Origin of the sequence: Microbacterium paraoxydans (genome assembly GCF_018224615.1) — a bacterium.
In the GTDB taxonomy this organism is placed as follows: Bacteria; Actinomycetota; Actinomycetes; order Actinomycetales; family Microbacteriaceae; genus Microbacterium; species Microbacterium paraoxydans_B.
In genome coordinates, this window is sequence record NZ_JAGTUK010000002.1 from 170,128 (window position 1) to 186,504 (window position 16,377).

Consider the following 16,377-nt stretch of genomic DNA (forward strand, 5'->3'; position numbering starts at 1 on the left):
CTACTGCGAGCGCCAGAAGCGCGCGGCGAGGTTGGCCACCACTCTGTCCAGGCCGTCGACCTTGTTCTCGAGCGCGTCGATCCGACCCGTGAGCCGGCCCTCGAGCCCCTCCATCCGGCCGGTCAGCTCGGCGCGTAGACCGCCGACCTCCGCGCGGATCACGCGACTGAACTGCGTCGTCATGACGGTCATCCCGCCGAGCATCATCGTCGTGAAGACGCCGATCAGCGTCCAGACCTGCAAATCGTTCAAGAGCATGCCCCCAGTGTGAGTCGGAAGCCCCAGGTTGTCACGGTATTTCAGGGCTGCCGGAGGGAGCGTGTCGACGAGCCCGGCGGATGGGGAGAACCCAGGCGAGCGGCGGCGTGGGGAGGGGTACATCGCCTTGCGTGTTGAAATCGATTTCGCTTAGCATGGCGAAAGGTCGGATCACCGCCCGTCATCGCGTCGAGGAGGACACATGCGCTGCACCATCGGCGTCGACATCGGCACGTCCAGCAGCAAGGGCGTGCTCGTCGACGAACGCGGTGCGATCCTCGCCTCCGCGACCCGCGCGCACGACGTGAACCGCCCGCACACCGGCTGGGTCGAGATGGACGGCGAGGTGTGGTGGGACGAGTTCGTCGCGATCTCCCGCGAGCTGCTCGCCGCCGTCCCCGAGGCGGACATCGCGGGCGTGGGCGTGAGCGGCATGGGACCGTGCATCCTGCTCGCCGACGAGAACGACGTGCCGGTGCGCCCCGCGATCCTCTATGGCGTCGACACCCGCTCGACCGCGCAGATCCAGCGCCTCACCGCCGAACTGGGCGTCGAGGAGATCACGCGCGTCGGCGGCTCGACCCTCACCTCGCAGGCGGGCGGCCCCAAGATCGCCTGGGTGGCCGACGAAGAGCCCGAGGCGTTCGCCCGCGCCCGCCGCCTGTACATGCCCGCGTCGTGGCTCGCCCGCCGCCTCACCGGCGCCTACGTGCTCGACCACCAGTCCGCCAGCCAGGTCTCGCCGCTGTACGACATCGAGGCCGAGGAGTGGCACGCCCCGTGGTGGGAGCGCTACGCGGGGGCCGTCGAGCCGCCCGCGCTCGCCTGGGCGGGCGACATCGCCGGTCGCGTGACGGACGACGCGGCCGCCGCAACAGGCATCCCCGCCGGCACCCCGGTGATCACGGGCACGATCGACGCCTGGACCGAGGCCGTCAGCGTCGGCGCGCACGAGCTCGGCGACCTCATGCTGATGTACGGCACCACGATGTTCCTCGTCGCCACCGGCCCGGAGACCCTCCGCACGCCCTCCATGTGGACGACCGCCGGTGCGTTCGCCGGCACCCGCAACCTCGCCGGTGGACTCTCGACCTCCGGCGCGCTCACCGCGTGGCTGAAGGGCCTCACCGGCGCCGACTACCCGGAGCTGCTGGCCGAGGCCGCGACCTCGGGCCCCGGCGCCCGCGGGCTGCTCGTGCTGCCGTACTTCGCGGGCGAGCGCACGCCCATCCAAGACCCGGACGCGCGCGGGGTCATCGCCGGGCTCACCCTGGAGCACACCCGCGGCGACCTGTACCGCGCGGCCCTCGAGGCCACGGCGCTCGGCGTGCGGCACAACGTCGAGACCATGCGGGCCGCCGGGGCCGACATCCGCCGCATCGTCGCGGTCGGCGGCGGGACCCAGGGGCGCCTGTGGCTGCAGGTCGTGTCCGACGTCACGGGGCTCGTGCAGGAGGTGCCGGAGACCACCATCGGGGCGAGCTACGGCGCCGCGTTCCTCGCCGCCGGGGCGACCGCGGCCCCCGGTGCCGCTCCCGCGATCGGCGACTGGAACCCGATCGCCGAGACCGTCGAGCCCGATCCCGCCCTGCGCCCCTTCTACGACACCCTGTTCGAGCGCTACGTGCGGCTGTACGAGGGAAGCCGATCCGTCGTCCACGACCTCGCCGCCGCCCAGCGCGACGCCACCCCGACCACCCCGACCCCGGAGGCACCATGACCACGTACACCCTGCCCGCGCCGGCCACGCGCCCGGCCGCCGCGCCGAAGACCGCGTACCTCATCACCTCGGGCGACCTGCGCGAGTCCGCGAACCTCGCCGGCTGGCCCACCCAGGTCGAGCTGGAGGCAGGCGTGACGGGCGTGCTGAACGACCTCGGGTGGCAGGTGATCCGCCCCTTCGGCGTCGACCCCGAGACCGGTCACGGCTTCATCTCCAGCCAGCGCATGGGCCTGGAGGTCTTCCGCAGCATCCCCACCGAGGCGCCGCTGGTCGTCGCGATCGCCAACTGGCAGTACTCGCACCACGTGCTCGCCGGGCTGCGCACGCACCGCGGGCCCATCCTCACCGTGGCGAACTTCGCGGGCGACTGGCCCGGACTCGTCGGGCTGCTCGGCCTCAACGCCGGACTCACCAAGATGGGCACGCCGTACGCCACCACCTGGTCGGTCGACTACACCGACGACTGGTTCATCGACGGCATCCGGGAGTGGACCGAGACCGGCACCATCACGCACGACGACTCGCACGTGCGGGCCCTGCCCGCGCTGCCCGACAGCCCCGAGAAGCAGCTCGGCGAGGCGCTCGCCGCGGAGCTGCTCGCCGACAAGGCCATCATCGGCGTGTTCGACGAGGGCTGCATGGGCATGTACAACGCCATCTTCGACGACGAGCTGCTCAACACCACCGGCATCTACAAGGAGCGGCTGTCGCAGTCGGCGCTGTACGCCGAGATGCTGAACGTGACCGAGGACGAGGCCGACGCCGCGTACGACTGGCTCGTCGACCACGGCATGACCTTCCGCTTCGGCGACGACCCCGCGACCGAGCTCACGCGCGAGCAGGTGCAGTGGCAGCTCAAGATGTACATCGCCGCGCTGCGCATCGCCGACGACTTCGGGCTCGACGCCGTCGGCATCCAGTACCAGCAGGGCCTCAAGGATCTGGTGCCCGCGTCCGACCTGGCCGAAGGCATCCTCAACACCACCGAGCGCCCGCCGGTCACCTCGCGCGACGGCTCGCGCGTGCTGCACGAGGGGCGCGCCTTCCCGCACTTCAACGAGGCCGACGAGGGCGTCGCGGTCGACGCGCTCGTGACCGACCGGGTGTGGCGGGCGATGGGCCTCGTGCCCGACAACACGCTGCACGACGTGCGCTGGGGCGAAGACGTCGACGGACAGTTCGTGTGGGTGTACGAGATCTCCGGCTCCGTGCCGGCCTCGCACCTCGGCGGCTGGGAGCACGCGGAGGGCTGGCGCCAGGGCCACGTGTTCTTCCCCGCGGGCGGCGCCACGATCAACGGCGTCTCGAAGCCCGGCGAGGTCGTGCTGTCGCGCGTGTTCATCGCGGACGGCGTGCTGCAGGCCGACATCTTCCGCGCCTCGGTCGTGGAGCTGCCCGAGGAGGAGACGCAGCGCCGCAAGGACGCCACGAACCCGGAGTGGCCGATCGCCCACGTGGTGCTGCACGGCATCACGCGCGACCAGTTCATGGCACGGCACAAGGCCAACCACGCGCAGCTCGTGTATGCGCCCGACGCCGAGACCGCGGACCGGGCCCTGGTCGCGAAGGCCGCGATGCTGAACGGCATGGGCATCCGCGTGAACCTCGTGGGGGACGTGCGGCTCTGACAGAGACCGCCGCCCGGAGTTCCTGAGCGGACTCCGGGCGGCGGGTCACTGCGAGCGCCAGAACCTCACGGCGAGGTTCGTGACCTCCTTGTCGAGGTCTTCCACCTTCGACTCGATGCGGCCGAGCCGCGCGTCGATGCCGTCGATGCGGGCGGAGAGCGTGCCCTCGACCCGGTCGATGCGGGCGGAGAGCGTGCCCTCGACCCGGCCGACCTCGGAGCGGATCACCCGACTGAGCTGCGTCGACATGAGGGTCATCCCGCCGAGCATCACGGCGGCGAACACGCCGAGCAGCGTCCAGATCTGCGGGTCGTTCATGGGCATGCCTCCAGTGTCTGCCAGCACGTCGAGGCTGTCACGGTATTCCGGTGGCGGCGGCACGCGCAGACGCCATCGGTGGAGGCGATCTCACCCGGCGGACCCGGGGAGGAGGGGTGAGAGCGGATCAGCCGCGGGGCACGGAAGCGGCAGCGACCGCGGGCGTCGCGTCCGGACGCGAGCCGTCGGTGCCGGGGCGCAGGCCGCTCGGCGGGCCGCTCAGAGCCCGCAGCGCGTAGAGGATCGTGGCGAGGTCGACCAGCTCCTGCACCAGCGCGCCGACCACGGCCGGGATCACCCCGGTCATCGCCACGACCATCAGCCCCACGCTCAGGCCGATGCCGATCCAGATGGCGGTGAGGGCGACGCGCAGCGTGTGCCGCCCGATCGCGATCGCGTCCACCACCTTCGCGAGCGAATCCACCAGGATCACCACGTCGGCGGCGTCTCCCGCGGCCGTCGCGCCCTTCGCCCCCATCGCGATGCCGATGTCGGCCGCGGCCAGCACGGGCGCGTCGTTCACGCCGTCGCCCACCATCAGCACGGGGCGCGGGGTCAGCTCGGCCGCGAGGCGCACCTTCTCCGGCGGCAGCAGCTCCGCGTGGATCTCGTCGATGCCCAGCTGGTGCCCCACCGACTCGGCCGTCGACCGCACGTCGCCCGTGAGCATCGCGATGCGCTCCACCTCGTGCAGCCGGAGCCACGAGACGACCGCGGCCGCCTCCGGCCGCGCGGCGTCGGCGAGCACGAGCACCCCGGCGAACCGTCCGTCCACCGCGACATAGGCCGCCGCCTCGCCCGTGCCCAGCTGCGCGCGCACCGTGTCCGGGGCGAGGGAGGCCACGTAGGCGGGCTTGCCCACCACGACCGTCCGCCCGCCGATCGTCGCCGACACCCCGTTCGTGGCGGTCTCGCTCGCCTCCTGGGCCGCATGCAGCCCCAGCCCGCGCGCGGCCGCGGCCCGACGGATGCCGTCGGCGAGCACGTGCGAGGAGTACTGCTCGGCCGAGGCCGCGAGCTGCAGGATCTCGTCCGCGCGGAACCCGGCCGCGGGGCGCACGTCGACGAGCTCGGGGCGGCCCTGCGTCAGCGTGCCCGTCTTGTCGAACGCGGCCGACCGCACGCGCGCGATCTGCTCGACCACGGCGCCGCTCTTCATGATCACGCCCGACTTCGCGGCACGCGACAGCCCGCCCAGGAACGCCACCGGTGCCGCGATCAGCAGCGGGCAGGGCGTGGCGAGCACCAGCACCTCCGCGAAGCGCGTCGAATCGCCCGACAGCGCCCACGCGGCACCGGCGAGCACCAGCGCGACCGCCGTGAAGGGGATCGCGAAGCGGTCGGCCAGCCGCACGATCGGCGCATGCGAGGCCTCGGCATCGTGCACCAGGGCGACGATCTGCTGATACTGGCTGTCGGCGCCCGTGCGCAGCGCGCGGATGCGGATCGCGCGGGAGCCGTTGATCGCCCCCGACAGCACCTCCTCGCCGTGCTCGCGCGTGACCGGCATGCTCTCGCCGGTCAGCGACGACTCGTCGAACGTGCCGGTGGGCGACAGCAGCGAGCCGTCGACGGGCACGATCTCCGAGGGTCGCACGAGCAGCACGTCGCCGACCGCGACCTCGTCGATCGGGGTGTCCGCCGCCTCGTCGGACTCCGCGTCGTCGGGCTCGCGCAGCACGTGGGCGATGCGCGGCGAGCGGTCGAGCAGGGCCGACAGGTCGCGGCGGGCGCGGCGTCCGGCGAAGTCCTCCAGCGCCTCCCCGCCCGACAGCATCAGCACGATGATGAGCGCGGCGATGTACTCGCCCACCGCGAGGGTCGCGACCATCGCCACGACCGCGAGGATGTCGAGCCCCACGTGACCCTTCAGCACGTCGCGCACCATGCCCACGAGCGTCCAGACGACGACGCCAGCCACGTACACGGTCGCCACCCATCGCCCGACGGCCTCCTGGTCCGCCGCGTGCAGCAGGCCCACCGCGGCGAACACGAGCACCGTGAGGGTGATGACCGGATACCGCCAGAGGATTCGGAGGGGGCGCATGGCACCCAGCATCCCGCGGAACCGCGGTCGAGGCCAGGGCAGGATCGCGGAGGCTTCCGACAAATTCACTTAAGCGATATAGTCGGCCGCGGGTTGCGCCGCCGCGACCCGCATTCGACAACGATGCCGAAGGAGACGATCCCCCATGAGTCCGTCATCATCCCGTCCGCCCCGCTTCCGTCGAGCCATCGCGGCCGCTGCAGTGCTTGCCGCCGCCGGCGTGGCCTCTCTCGCGGGAACCGCCTCCGCCACGGCAGACACCACGACCGACGAGCCGAAACTCGCCGTCTACGTCGAGGTGAACTCGAACGATTTAGCGAACGTGGCCGATTACACCCTCGCGGATTCCGGGCGCCCCGCGGTCGATCTGGCGATGATCTTCGCCGCGAACATCAACTACGACGGGCAGCAGGCGTACCTGCACCTCAACGACCGGGTGACCGAGACCCTGGCGGACGCGGAGAACCAGATCCGCCCCCTGCAGGCCCAGGGCACGAAGGTCCTGCTGTCGGTCCTCGGCAACCACCAGGGCGCCGGTTTCGCGAACTTCACGTCGTACGCCGCGGCCGATGCCTTCGCGGCGCAGCTCGCCGACGCGGTCACCCGGTACGGGCTCGACGGCATCGACTTCGACGACGAGTGGACCGAGTACGGCGCCAACGGCACGCCGCAGCCCAACGCCCAGTCGTTCGGCTGGCTCACCACCGCGCTCCGTGACCGGCTCGGGCCGGACAAGCTCATCACCCTCTACGCGATCGGCCCGTCGTACACGACCACCGACTTCACGCAGTTCGACGCGGGCGCCGTGATCGACTACGCCTGGAACCCGTACTACCCCACCTACGACGCCCCCACGGTGCCCAGGCTGGAAGACCGCTCGCGGCTCGGTGCGGCGGCGATCGACCTCTCCCGCACCGATGCCGCGACCGCCGAGGACTTCGCGCAGCGCACGGTCGACGACGGCTACGGCGTGTACGTCGCGTACAACCTGACCGCGACCGACCAGTCCGCCTACCTCTCCGGCATCACGCAGGCGCTCAAGGGCGAGGCCACCGTCTACCGCGCGCCCGCCGCCGACACCACGCCGCCCACGGTGAGCGTCAAGGACGGGGCCCGATTCACGAAGACCAAGGACGGCGGCTACAAGCGGGTGAGCTTCCAGCTGCACGACACGGGGCTGATCGACCGCATCGTCCTCAACAGCGTGCCCACCGACCTGGACGACGCCGAGTGGCACGACCTCGACGTCGTGAAGCCCGGAGTGCTCGGCGCGACCGTGGGCGTCAACACGCTGCAGGTCGTCGACGCGGCGGGCAACACGACCGAGGTCGCGTTCATCCTGACGAAGTGACTCAGCCCAGGTCGAACAGCTCGAGCTGACGGATCGTGACCTCGGCATCCGCGCACAGGCGGATCGCCGGGGTCACGGTGCGTGCGGCGAGGGTGAACGGGGTCGTGCGGTCGGCGGGCAGCGCCTCCGCATGGGTCAGGGGCGCCCGGAGCCAGGTGCCGTCCGGCCCCTCGACCTCCCAGTGCCAGGCGCCCGCCGCGGCCGCCGTCACCGCGGTCACGGTGACGTCGCTCACGGCCGTCGGCACGGGGAACCGCCATCCGATGCTGTCGCCGGGGCGCAGGGTGACACCGGCCGCGCCCGCCGGGGCTCCGTCGTCGAACAGCCGCGCCGCGTGGCCGATGCCGGGGGAGGAGAACGCCGTGCCGTCGCCCGAGGTCAGGTCGCGGTGCCACGGCTCCACGGGCGGGTGGCGGTCGGCGCGTTCCAGGGCCGCCGCGGGGTCCGTGCCGAACTCGAGCTCCAGCACCGCGTCGCCCGTCAGCGCGTCGATCGGGAGGTCGGCCGTGGGCAGGCGCATGCCGTCGAGCCGGGCGGCCGTGAGCACGTGTGCGCCGGGCTCGGTGCGGTGCACGCGGAGGCGCAGCGTCGATCCGTCGCCCCGGTCCACGCGGAGGTCGTCGAACAGGGGGGAACCAATGCGCAGGGTGCCGGCCGCGAGCTCCAGCGGGTACAGGCCCAGGGCGGCCCACAGCCACCAGGCGCTCATCTCGCCGTTGTCCTCGTCGCCCGGGAAGCCCTGGCCGATGTGCGCGCCGGCGAACAGGCGACGGGCGAGGTCGTGCGTGACCGCGCCCGCGAGCCACGGGCGGTCGCTGAACGCGTACATCGCGGGGATGTGGTGGGCGGGCTGGTTCGAGATCGCGCACATGCCGGAACGCAGCGCCCGCGCCTCCCGCTGCTCGTGGATCACGGTGCCGTACGTGCCGCCGAAGCGCTCGTCCGCGGTCTCCGGCTCGGCGAACAGCGCATCGAGGTGGTGGCCGAACGCGGCCGGGCCACCATGCAGCGCCGCGAGCGCGGGGCCGTCGTGCACCGTGCCCACCGACATCCCCCAGCCGTTGGTCTCGACGTTGTCGCCGCCCCACCGCCGCGGGTCGAAGTCCGCCGCGAACGCGCCGTCGGCGTCGCGGCCGCGGAAGAAGCCCGACCCGGGATCGAACAGCATCCGGGCGGAGCGCGAGCGATTGGTGAGGTAGCGGGCGAAGACGCGGTAGCGGGCGGCGTCCGCGGGAGAGGCGGCGTCGTCGGCGAGCTGCTGCGCGAAGCGGCCGAGGGCGGCGTCGCTCACGGCGTTCTCGATGCTCCAGCTCATGCCCTCCGGCACCTCGGACGCGATGTACCCCGTGAAGCGCCCGCGCTCGATGCCCTTGCGGCCGCGGCGTGCGTCGGGCCCGGGTTCGCACGCGTGACGCCAGCCGCTCTCGAACGCGGCCTCCCGGTCGAACGCGACACCCCAGCGCGCGGCATCCGCGAAGATCTGGTCGCTCGACGTGCCCACCATGCTGTCGACGTACCCCGGGGCACTCCACCGCGCCATCCAGCCCCCGCGCCGGTACTGCGCCAGCTGCCCGTCGAGCAGTCGGCCCGTGAGCGCGGGGTCGAGCAGGGCGAGCGCGGGCCACTCGGTGCGGTACGTGTCCCAGTAGCCGTTGTTCACCACCAGCTCGCCCTCGGCCACGGGGGCGCTCGTGGCCGTCTCGCCGAACGGCTGCCGCGGCGCGAACACGTCGGCGAACCGCCACTCGGGCGCGGCGACGGTGCCCGCGTTCTCGCTCGCCGTGTTCGGGTACAGGTGCATGCGGTGCAGGGCGGCCGCGATCCGCGCGCGATGCTCCTCGTCGGCGAGCCCGCGGTACGGCTGCTCCGCGGCGGGCAGCGGCGGGATCGTCACGCGCCCGAGCAGCCGGTTCCACGCGGCGGCGGCGTCGGCGCGGAGCTCGTCGAACGAGCGGGAGGGAGGAGCCTCCAGTGCGAGGCTGCGGCGGGCCTGCGCGACCGACAGGAACGACACCGCCACGCGCACCTCGAGGCTGCCGCGCGCGCCGAGGGACCCGGCCACGCGGGAGCGCCCGTCGTCGTCGAGCCGCGCCCGCTGCACCCCCGCACCCGAGCCGCCGACCGCGACGCCGGCGAAGTAGCACCGCGGGGCGTTGCCCCAGTCCTCCGGACCCTCCGGGATCCACCCCTCGAAGCCGCCGTCGTCCGTCCACGTGAGCCGTCCGTCGTCGGTGAGCTGATCGATCACCATGCCGACCGCGGCGGCGGGGTCGTCCGCGGTCACGCGGAACACGCCCGTGTGCGAGGTCGCGGTCATGGCGCAGTGCAGCCCGTCGCCGAGGGCAGCCGCGTACTCGTGCGGCCGCGCTCGTTCGGTGCCCGGCACGATCCACCGCCGCCGCGCCGCGCGGGCGGAGTGCGCGCGGCTGAGGAACGGCATGAGCTGCAGCACCGAGCGGTCGCCGATCCACGGGCTGGGCTGGTGCGAGAACTGCAGCGCCTCCAGCCGGCGGCCCTGCGGGTCGTCGTGCACGAACGGGCGGTACGGCCAGCGGGCGTCGGCGGCATCGGTCGCGGGCGTCAGGAACGTGAAGCCGTGCGGCACCGCGACCGCGGGGATCGTGTTGCCGCGCGAGAACCGTGGACCGGAGTGGCTGCCGCGGCGGGTGTCCACGCGCTCCACCGGTGTCACCTCACCCACCGGGGGCTGCTCGGCCACCACGACCTGCACGAACCCGGTCGCGCGAGCGGGCAAACCCTCTGCGCCGCCGAGCGACGGCGCGCCCAGCACGAGCTCGACCGTCCAGCCGCCCTCGCCCTCGTCGGCCAGCGGCGCGAGGGCGACCGTGTCGGCGTTCCACTGCTCCGGCAGGCTCCACCGCGCCGCGAACTGCGCCTCGGGCGTGATCGGGGTGTCGTAGCGGTCGCGCACGGCCGTGTGGTCGCTCAGCCGGCGATCGCCCCGTCGCACGTCGACCGTCACCGCGAGCGCGGCGTGCGGAGCGTGCGTCGCATCGGGCCCGTCCGCGTAGAATGCCCAGTGCATCACCGTGTCCGGCGTGACCGCGACGTCGGTGAGCCCCGGCGCGTCGAGGCGCTGCGGCCCGAGGGCGGGGTCGAACGCGAACGCGAACACGTCGCCCCGCAGCACCCCGGCGTGCGGGCGCGACGACGGGGGATCGGCCGGACCGGCGGCCGGGGTCAGCTCCGCCGCGGTCACCCCTTCAGCGCACCCTCCTGCACGCCCTTGAAGAAGAACCGCTGCGTGAAGGAGAACATGATCACGATCGGCACGAGCGCGATCATGGTGCCCGCCGCGATCAGGCGAGGGTCGACCGAGAAGCTGCTGTTCAGATAGGCCATGCCCACCGTGAGGGTGTACTTGGCGGGGTCGGACAGCACGATCAGCGGCCACAGGTAGTCGTCCCACGCGCCGATGAACGCGAAGATCGCCACGACCGACACCATGCCGCGGATGTTCGGCCACACGATGTGCCGGATGCGCTGCCAGGTGGTCGCGCCGTCCACGGTCGCCGCGTCGAGCACGTCCTTCGGGATCATGCGGCAGGCGGTCGCCACGAGCAGCACGTTCATGGCGCTGATCGCCCCGGGGAGGAACACGCCCCACAGGGTGTCGGCGAGGCCGAGCGCCCGGATCGTGAGGAAGTTGCTGGTCACGGTCACCTCGCCGGGGAACAGCAGGGTGGACAGCAGGATGCCCATCACGATCCACTTGCCGCGGAACCGCATGCACCCCAGCGCGTAGCCGGCGAACGTCGCCAGGATCACGTTGCTCAGCACGGTGCCCAGCGACACCAGCAGCGAGTGCCAGGCGTAGAGGTACACCGGCACGATGTCGGCCACCGTGCTGTAGTTCCGCAGCGTGGGGTCGCGCGGGATGAGCTCGGGCGGGAACGAGTAGATGTTCTCCTGCGGGCCCTTGAACGACGTGGACAGCTGCCACACGAACGGCCCGATCACCAGGAACAGCACCAGGAGCAGCAGCGCGTAGCGGCCGATCAGTCCGCCCAGCGTCGGCTTGCTGAAGTCGCCGGAGCCGCGGCGGCGGAAGATGCGCTCGCGTGCCGGTCGGGCCGGGGCCTGCTCGGGGCGGCGGTCGTCGGTGCGCGGCGGGGTGAGCGTGGTCATGCGGACGCCTTCGCCTTCTTCTCACGGTTCATGAACGCGATCGCCGCCAGCGGCACGAGTGTCAGCAGGAACAGCGCCACGCTGATCGCGGACGCGTAGCCGATGTTGCCGTTGAGCCCGGAGCCCACCTGACGGATCAGCATCACGAGCGACATGTCGTAGCCGCCGGGGCCGCCCGTGCTCTTCGACAGCACGTCGAGCTCGGCGAACACCCGCATGGCCGATACGGCGATGAGCACCGCGATCAGGAGCATGGCGCCGCGCACCGACGGCACGGTCACGGAGAGGAAGCGGCGGAACGACCCGGCGCCGTCGAGCATGGCCGCCTCGTGCAGCTCCTTGCCGACGTTCCCGAGAGCGGCGAGGTACACCACCATGTAGTAGCCCAGGCCCTTCCACACCGTGAGCAGGATGGCGCAGCCGAGCAGCAGCCACCGGTCGACCAGGAACGCCATGGGCTTGTCGATGAGGCCGAGGAACTCGAGCGTCTGGTTGATGATGCCGCGGCTGTCGAACAGCCAGGTCCAGATCAGGGCGACCACGACCACCGAGGCGATCACCGGGAAGTAGAACGTGGTGCGGAAGAACGAGATGCCCGGCAGCTTCTTCTGCACCAGCAGGGCCAGCAGCAGCGGGAGGATCGTGAGCAGCGGCACGCACACCACCACGTAGATGAGGCACGTGGTGAGCGCGTTCCAGAACATCTCGTCGCCGAACATGCGCTCGTAGTTCGCGCCGCCGACGAATTCGGGTGTCCGCAGCGGGCGGGCGTTCGTGAAGCTGAGGACGACCGTGTTGAGGAACGGCCAGAGCGCGAACACCAGCACCCAGATCACGGCGGGGGCGAGGAGCAGCCACGGCGTGAACCACCGGTGCGATCTCATCGTCTTCCTCCGGCTCCGGGCGCCGGTGTCCGCGCGCGTGCTCACTGGTCCACGCGGTTCGCGTTGGCGTACTCGACGATCTTGTCGAGCTGCGTCTTCGGGTCGGCCTCGCCGTTGACCGCGAGCGCGATCTGCTGCGTCATGTACGTCGCCATGTCGGACGTCCACTGGAACGGCAGCGCCTTGGCGTCCTTCATCGCACCGAACACCGTGTCGATCGCGGCGAGCTGCTTCTCGTCGGTGACGGTGGAGGCGATGTTCTCGACGACCTTGTCGCCACCCTCCGCGGTGCCGGGCGCCGTGCCGACCGCGAGCGAGGAGAAGGCGATCTGGTTCTCCTCGTTGGTCGCGAACTCGGCGAAGGCGAGGGCGGCCTCCTTGTTGTCGGAGTCGGCGGAGACGTTCAGGCCCTGCACGTAGAGCGGGGCGATGCCGAGGCGCGGCGTGGCGACCGTGTTGGCCAGGAGCGAGGGTGCGTCCTTCTGGAGGTCGGTCGTGAAGCCCGTACCGCCGGTGGTGAAGGCCACCTTCTCCTGGATGTAGGCCTCCGCGTTGCCGCCGTAGTCGCCGGTGAGGGCTTCGGCGGGCATGGCGCCCGCGGCGTACGCGTCGGCGTACTTCTGGATGATCGCGGCGGCCTCGTCGGTGTTGAAGTCGAACTCGCCCTTGTCGTTGATGACCTCCATGCCGGCGGCCGTGAAGGTGTCGAGTGCGGGGATGGAGGAGAGCAGCTGCACCTTCCCGCCCGACTCGGTGGCCACGTCGGTCGCGAGCGTGAGCAGTTCGTCGACCGTGGTGGGCAGGTTGTCGGCGGTCACGCCGTAGGGCGCGAGCTGGGCCAGGTTCCACCACGACGCGTCGCTGGAGAGGTACCAGGGCAGGCCGTAGGTGCCGTCGACGCCCGGGTACTGGCTGTAGGCCTCCCACGCGCCGGTGTTGTACGCGGACTTCAGGTCGGGGTCGGCGGTGTCGAGGTCGACGAGCTTGCCGGCGGCGACGAGCGGGTAGGCGATGTCGGGCGGCAGGTTGAGCACGTCGGGGAGGGTGTCGGCGTTGGCCTGGCTGAGGATCTTCTCCTGGTAGCCGTCGCCGGGCTGGTCGAGCCATTCGACCGTGACGTCGGGGTGCTCCTTCTCGAATGCCGCGATGAGGTCTTCGAAGTAGGGCGTGAACTTCTCGTTCTTGAGCGACCAGGTCTGGAACTGGATCGTGCCGCTCAGATCGCCGGAGGTGTCGATCGGTCCGGCGTCTGCGGAGCCGGCGCCACCGCCGGTGCAACCGGCGAGCGCGAGGGCGCCGATCGTGAAGGTTGCCAGTGCAGCCAGGCGTGCGGGAACTCTCATCGTGCTTCTTCCTCGAGGCGGGCGATTCGGCGCGGCTCCGCGAGAGCGGGACTACAGCGCTTTAGCTGATGAAACCATCCGATTCCGTCGCTGTCAAGGGACCCGGCTCCGAGGTCGCGCGGCGAGCGGAATCCCGTCTCCTGCATCCGCTGCTCAAGCGTTATAGTGGGGCGACCTGTCCTCGTCGAAGGACTCCCTCCGAAAGGTGCGAACACATGACGCAGCGTGGCGCTCTCGACGCTCCCCTGAGATTCGGGGCGAACTACACGCCGTCGAAGGACTGGATGCACTCCTGGCTCGACTTCACGCCCGACGACGTGCGCCGCGACTTCGCCGCGCTCGCCGAGCTGGGCCTCGACCACGTGCGCGTGTTCCCCCTGTGGACGGTGCTGCAGCCCAACCGCACGCTCATCCGCGCCAAGGCGCTCGACGACGTGCGCGCCATGGTCGACATCGCCGCCGAGTTCGGGCTCGACGCGAGCGTCGACGTGATCCAGGGGCACCTGTCGAGCTTCGACTTCGTGCCCGCGTGGCTGTACACGTGGCACGACCGCAACATGTTCACCGACCCGAAGGCCCTCGACGGCCAGGTCGCGCTGGTGCAGCGGCTCGCCGAGACCCTGCGCGACGCGCCCAACTTCCTCGGGCTCACGCTCGGCAACGAGGTCAACCAGTTCTCGGCGCACACGCACCCCTCGCCGTGGCCGGTCACGGTCGACGAGGCGGGCGCCTGGATCGAGACGCTGCTCGCGGCGGCCGAGGGCGCGGCGCCCGGGCTGCCGCACGTGCACAGCGAGTACGACGCGGTCTGGTACATGGACGACCACGGCTTCACGCCGGCCCACGCCTCGCGCCTGGGCGCCATGACCACCATCCACTCCTGGATCTTCAACGGCACGGCGCAGCGCTACGGCGGGCGTTCGGTCGCGGCCGACCGGCACGCGGAGTACCTGATCGAGCTGTCGCGGGCGTTCGCGACCGATCCGCAGCGACCCGTGTGGCTGCAGGAGGTGGGCGCACCGTCGAACTGCCTGGAGCCCGATGAGATGCCCGGGTTCCTGGAGGCGACGCTGCGTTCCTCGGTCCGCACGCACAACCTGTGGGGTGTCACGTGGTGGTGCTCCCACGACGTGAGCCGCGAGCTGGGCGACTTCCCCGAGCTGGAGTACTCGCTCGGCCTGATCGGCCAGAACGGTGCGGCCAAGCCCCTCGGCCGCCGGTTCGCCGAACTGATCCCCGAGCTGCGCGCCCGCGTGGCCGCCCCCGCACGGCCCACCGCGATCGTGGTCGAGGTCGACGAGCGCGAGGTGCCCGTGAGCCGCGCGGCGCTGAGCCCCGGCGGCGCGGTGTTCCAGGCGTGGGTGGATGCGTGCGCGGCGGGGCTCGACCCGGCCCTCGTGACCTCGCAGACCGCGCAGGACCCGGTGGCGCTCGAGGCGCGCGGCATCGTGCAGCTCATCCGACCCGACCTGGCCGACGGCGCGGTGGACCGCTACGGCTCGGTCAACACCGTCGTCGACGCCTGACACCGGTCGCGCGGGTCAGGCCGCGGGCGGCGCAGTGCTCTCGCGCGCCGTGAGCGTCGGCGTCGGACCGGCCACGCTCGGCAGCGTCGCGCCCGCGTCGATCTGCTGCAGCAGCAGCGTGGCGGCCTGCTCGCCCAGCTCGAACGTGTCGCGCGTCATGGCGGTGATGGACGGGTTGATGAGCCCCGCGATCACGGAGTCGTCGAACGACGCGAGCGACACGTCGCGCGGCACGGTGCGGCCCATCTCCTGCGCGACGCGGAGCCCGGCGACCGCCATCACGTCGTTGTCGTAGACGATCGCGGTCGGCCGCTGCTTGCCGGAGAGGAGGGCGCGCGTCACCGCAGACGCCCGGGAGGGGGAGAAGTCGGTGGCGATCACCTCGCCCGTGACGCCGTCGGCGGTCATGCGCTCGATCACCGCGACCCGCAGGCGGGTGTGCTCCAGCTCGGCGGGTCCGGCGACGTAGGCGATGCGACTGTGGCCGAGGGCGGCGAGATACGAGAAGAGCGTCTCGGCCACCTCCTCGTCGCCGATCCACACGCTCGGGACGGCGCCGTCGGGCGAGGGCTTGGAGCCGATCATGACGGCGCGGGCGTCGAGCGCGGCGATGTTGTCGCCGCGGGGGTCGTCGTCACGGGGATCGATGAAGATGATGCCGTCGACCTGGTTCGACGACCGCCACTGTCGGTGCACCTCCATCTCCTCGTCGATATCGGCGACCAGGCGCAGCTGCAGGCTGACCTTGCTCTCCGACAGCCGCGACTCGATGCCGGCGATGAGGTCGGTGAAGAAGGCCTCGGAGCCGAGGGAGCGGGCAGGACGGGCGAGCGCGAAGCCCACCGCGTTCGCCCGGGCGCCGACCAGGGCGCGGGCCGCCGAGCTCGGCTGCCAGTGGTGCTCCTCGATGATCGCGAGGATGCGCTGCCGCGTCTCCTCGCTCACGCCGGGACGGCCGTTCAGGGCGAAGGACACGGCGCCGGGGGAGACGCCGGCCAGTCGCGCGATATCCGCGATCGTGACGCGTTTCCCCGTGGCCATAGGCATCACCCTACTTGATCGGTTTAGCCCTTCGGAACCGGGGTGGACGTGCCCTACACTCGAATCACTAGATCGTTTTAGTAAATCCGATAGCATCACACCAACCCTC

At 71.6% G+C, this 16,377-nt stretch carries 12 protein-coding genes; 4 read left to right on the forward strand and 8 right to left on the reverse strand.

Annotation, left to right across the window (positions count from 1 at the left end; all coding sequences use genetic code 11):
* Nucleotides 1–258 (reverse strand): hypothetical protein, encoded by a 258-nt coding sequence (locus KE274_RS06485; protein ID WP_211542021.1) that lies wholly within the window; start codon nt 256–258, stop codon nt 1–3.
* A gap of 202 nt (nt 259–460) precedes the next feature.
* On the opposite strand from KE274_RS06485, the gene KE274_RS06490 reads away from it, so the two are divergent.
* Nucleotides 461–1,978: an FGGY-family carbohydrate kinase gene (locus KE274_RS06490; protein WP_211542023.1), complete on the forward strand. Its 1,518-nt coding sequence runs from the start codon at nt 461–463 to the stop codon at nt 1,976–1,978.
* Nucleotides 1,975–3,609 (forward strand): fucose isomerase, encoded by a 1,635-nt coding sequence (locus KE274_RS06495; RefSeq protein ID WP_211542025.1) that lies wholly within the window; start codon nt 1,975–1,977, stop codon nt 3,607–3,609. The genes KE274_RS06490 and KE274_RS06495 overlap by 4 nt, the downstream gene beginning before the upstream one ends.
* Nucleotides 3,610–3,654: 45 nt before the next feature.
* On the opposite strand, the gene KE274_RS06500 is transcribed toward KE274_RS06495, so the two are convergent.
* Together KE274_RS06500 and KE274_RS06505 are read right to left on the reverse strand one after the other, a co-directional pair.
* Nucleotides 3,655–3,933, reverse strand: coding sequence for a hypothetical protein (locus KE274_RS06500; protein ID WP_211542027.1), 279 nt, complete (start codon nt 3,931–3,933; stop codon nt 3,655–3,657).
* A gap of 121 nt (nt 3,934–4,054) precedes the next feature.
* Nucleotides 4,055–5,974, reverse strand: coding sequence for a heavy metal translocating P-type ATPase (locus KE274_RS06505; protein ID WP_211542029.1), 1,920 nt, complete (start codon nt 5,972–5,974; stop codon nt 4,055–4,057).
* A 145-nt stretch (nt 5,975–6,119) separates the two neighbouring features.
* On the opposite strand from KE274_RS06505, the gene KE274_RS16515 reads away from it, so the two are divergent.
* Nucleotides 6,120–7,325, forward strand: a complete 1,206-nt coding sequence (locus KE274_RS16515; protein WP_249186122.1) for an endo-beta-N-acetylglucosaminidase H — start codon at nt 6,120–6,122, stop codon at nt 7,323–7,325.
* Nucleotide 7,326: 1 nt separating this feature from the next.
* On the opposite strand, the gene KE274_RS06515 is transcribed toward KE274_RS16515, so the two are convergent.
* Genes KE274_RS06515 through KE274_RS06530 form a run of 4 tightly spaced genes read right to left on the reverse strand, consistent with a single transcriptional unit; the run spans nt 7,327 to nt 13,701 of the window.
* A complete protein-coding gene (locus KE274_RS06515) occupies nt 7,327–10,545 on the reverse strand; it encodes a glycoside hydrolase domain-containing protein (protein ID WP_211542032.1) in 3,219 nt (1,072 codons plus the stop codon).
* Nucleotides 10,542–11,474 carry a carbohydrate ABC transporter permease gene (locus tag KE274_RS06520; RefSeq protein ID WP_211542033.1) on the reverse strand — a complete coding sequence of 311 codons (933 nt, stop codon included), beginning with the start codon at nt 11,472–11,474 and terminating at the stop codon, nt 10,542–10,544. Before KE274_RS06520 ends, KE274_RS06515 begins: the two co-directional genes overlap by 4 nt.
* The gene (locus tag KE274_RS06525) at nt 11,471–12,358 is read right to left on the reverse strand and encodes a carbohydrate ABC transporter permease (protein ID WP_211542035.1); all 888 of its coding nucleotides are present in this window, start codon (nt 12,356–12,358) and stop codon (nt 11,471–11,473) included. The genes KE274_RS06520 and KE274_RS06525 overlap by 4 nt, the downstream gene beginning before the upstream one ends.
* A 41-nt stretch (nt 12,359–12,399) precedes the next feature.
* Nucleotides 12,400–13,701: an ABC transporter substrate-binding protein gene (locus tag KE274_RS06530; protein WP_211542037.1), complete on the reverse strand. Its 1,302-nt coding sequence runs from the start codon at nt 13,699–13,701 to the stop codon at nt 12,400–12,402.
* 215 nt (nt 13,702–13,916) lie between these two features.
* Between KE274_RS06530 and KE274_RS06535 the strand changes: the two genes are divergently transcribed.
* Entirely contained in the window at nt 13,917–15,227 is a 1,311-nt protein-coding gene (locus KE274_RS06535; RefSeq protein WP_211542039.1) for a glycoside hydrolase 5 family protein, read from the forward strand.
* Nucleotides 15,228–15,242: 15 nt separating this feature from the next.
* On the opposite strand, the gene KE274_RS06540 is transcribed toward KE274_RS06535, so the two are convergent.
* Nucleotides 15,243–16,268 (reverse strand): LacI family DNA-binding transcriptional regulator, encoded by a 1,026-nt coding sequence (locus KE274_RS06540; protein WP_211542041.1) that lies wholly within the window; start codon nt 16,266–16,268, stop codon nt 15,243–15,245.
* Nucleotides 16,269–16,377: the final 109 nt, after the last annotated feature.

Bases quoted from the DNA above. Each gene is read 5' to 3' on its own strand.
- KE274_RS06495 (WP_211542025.1), top strand. From the start codon at position 1,975: ATGACCACGTACACCCTGCCCGCGCCGGCCACGCGCCCGGCCGCCGCG.
- KE274_RS06490 (WP_211542023.1), top strand. From the start codon at position 461: ATGCGCTGCACCATCGGCGTCGACATCGGCACGTCCAGCAGCAAGGGC.
- KE274_RS06505 (WP_211542029.1), bottom strand. From the start codon at position 5,974: ATGCGCCCCCTCCGAATCCTCTGGCGGTATCCGGTCATCACCCTCACG.
- KE274_RS06530 (WP_211542037.1), bottom strand. From the start codon at position 13,701: ATGAGAGTTCCCGCACGCCTGGCTGCACTGGCAACCTTCACGATCGGC.
- KE274_RS06535 (WP_211542039.1), top strand. From the start codon at position 13,917: ATGACGCAGCGTGGCGCTCTCGACGCTCCCCTGAGATTCGGGGCGAAC.
- KE274_RS06485 (WP_211542021.1), bottom strand. From the start codon at position 258: ATGCTCTTGAACGATTTGCAGGTCTGGACGCTGATCGGCGTCTTCACG.
- KE274_RS06525 (WP_211542035.1), bottom strand. From the start codon at position 12,358: ATGAGATCGCACCGGTGGTTCACGCCGTGGCTGCTCCTCGCCCCCGCC.
- KE274_RS16515 (WP_249186122.1), top strand. From the start codon at position 6,120: ATGAGTCCGTCATCATCCCGTCCGCCCCGCTTCCGTCGAGCCATCGCG.
- KE274_RS06540 (WP_211542041.1), bottom strand. From the start codon at position 16,268: ATGGCCACGGGGAAACGCGTCACGATCGCGGATATCGCGCGACTGGCC.
- KE274_RS06520 (WP_211542033.1), bottom strand. From the start codon at position 11,474: ATGACCACGCTCACCCCGCCGCGCACCGACGACCGCCGCCCCGAGCAG.
- KE274_RS06500 (WP_211542027.1), bottom strand. From the start codon at position 3,933: ATGCCCATGAACGACCCGCAGATCTGGACGCTGCTCGGCGTGTTCGCC.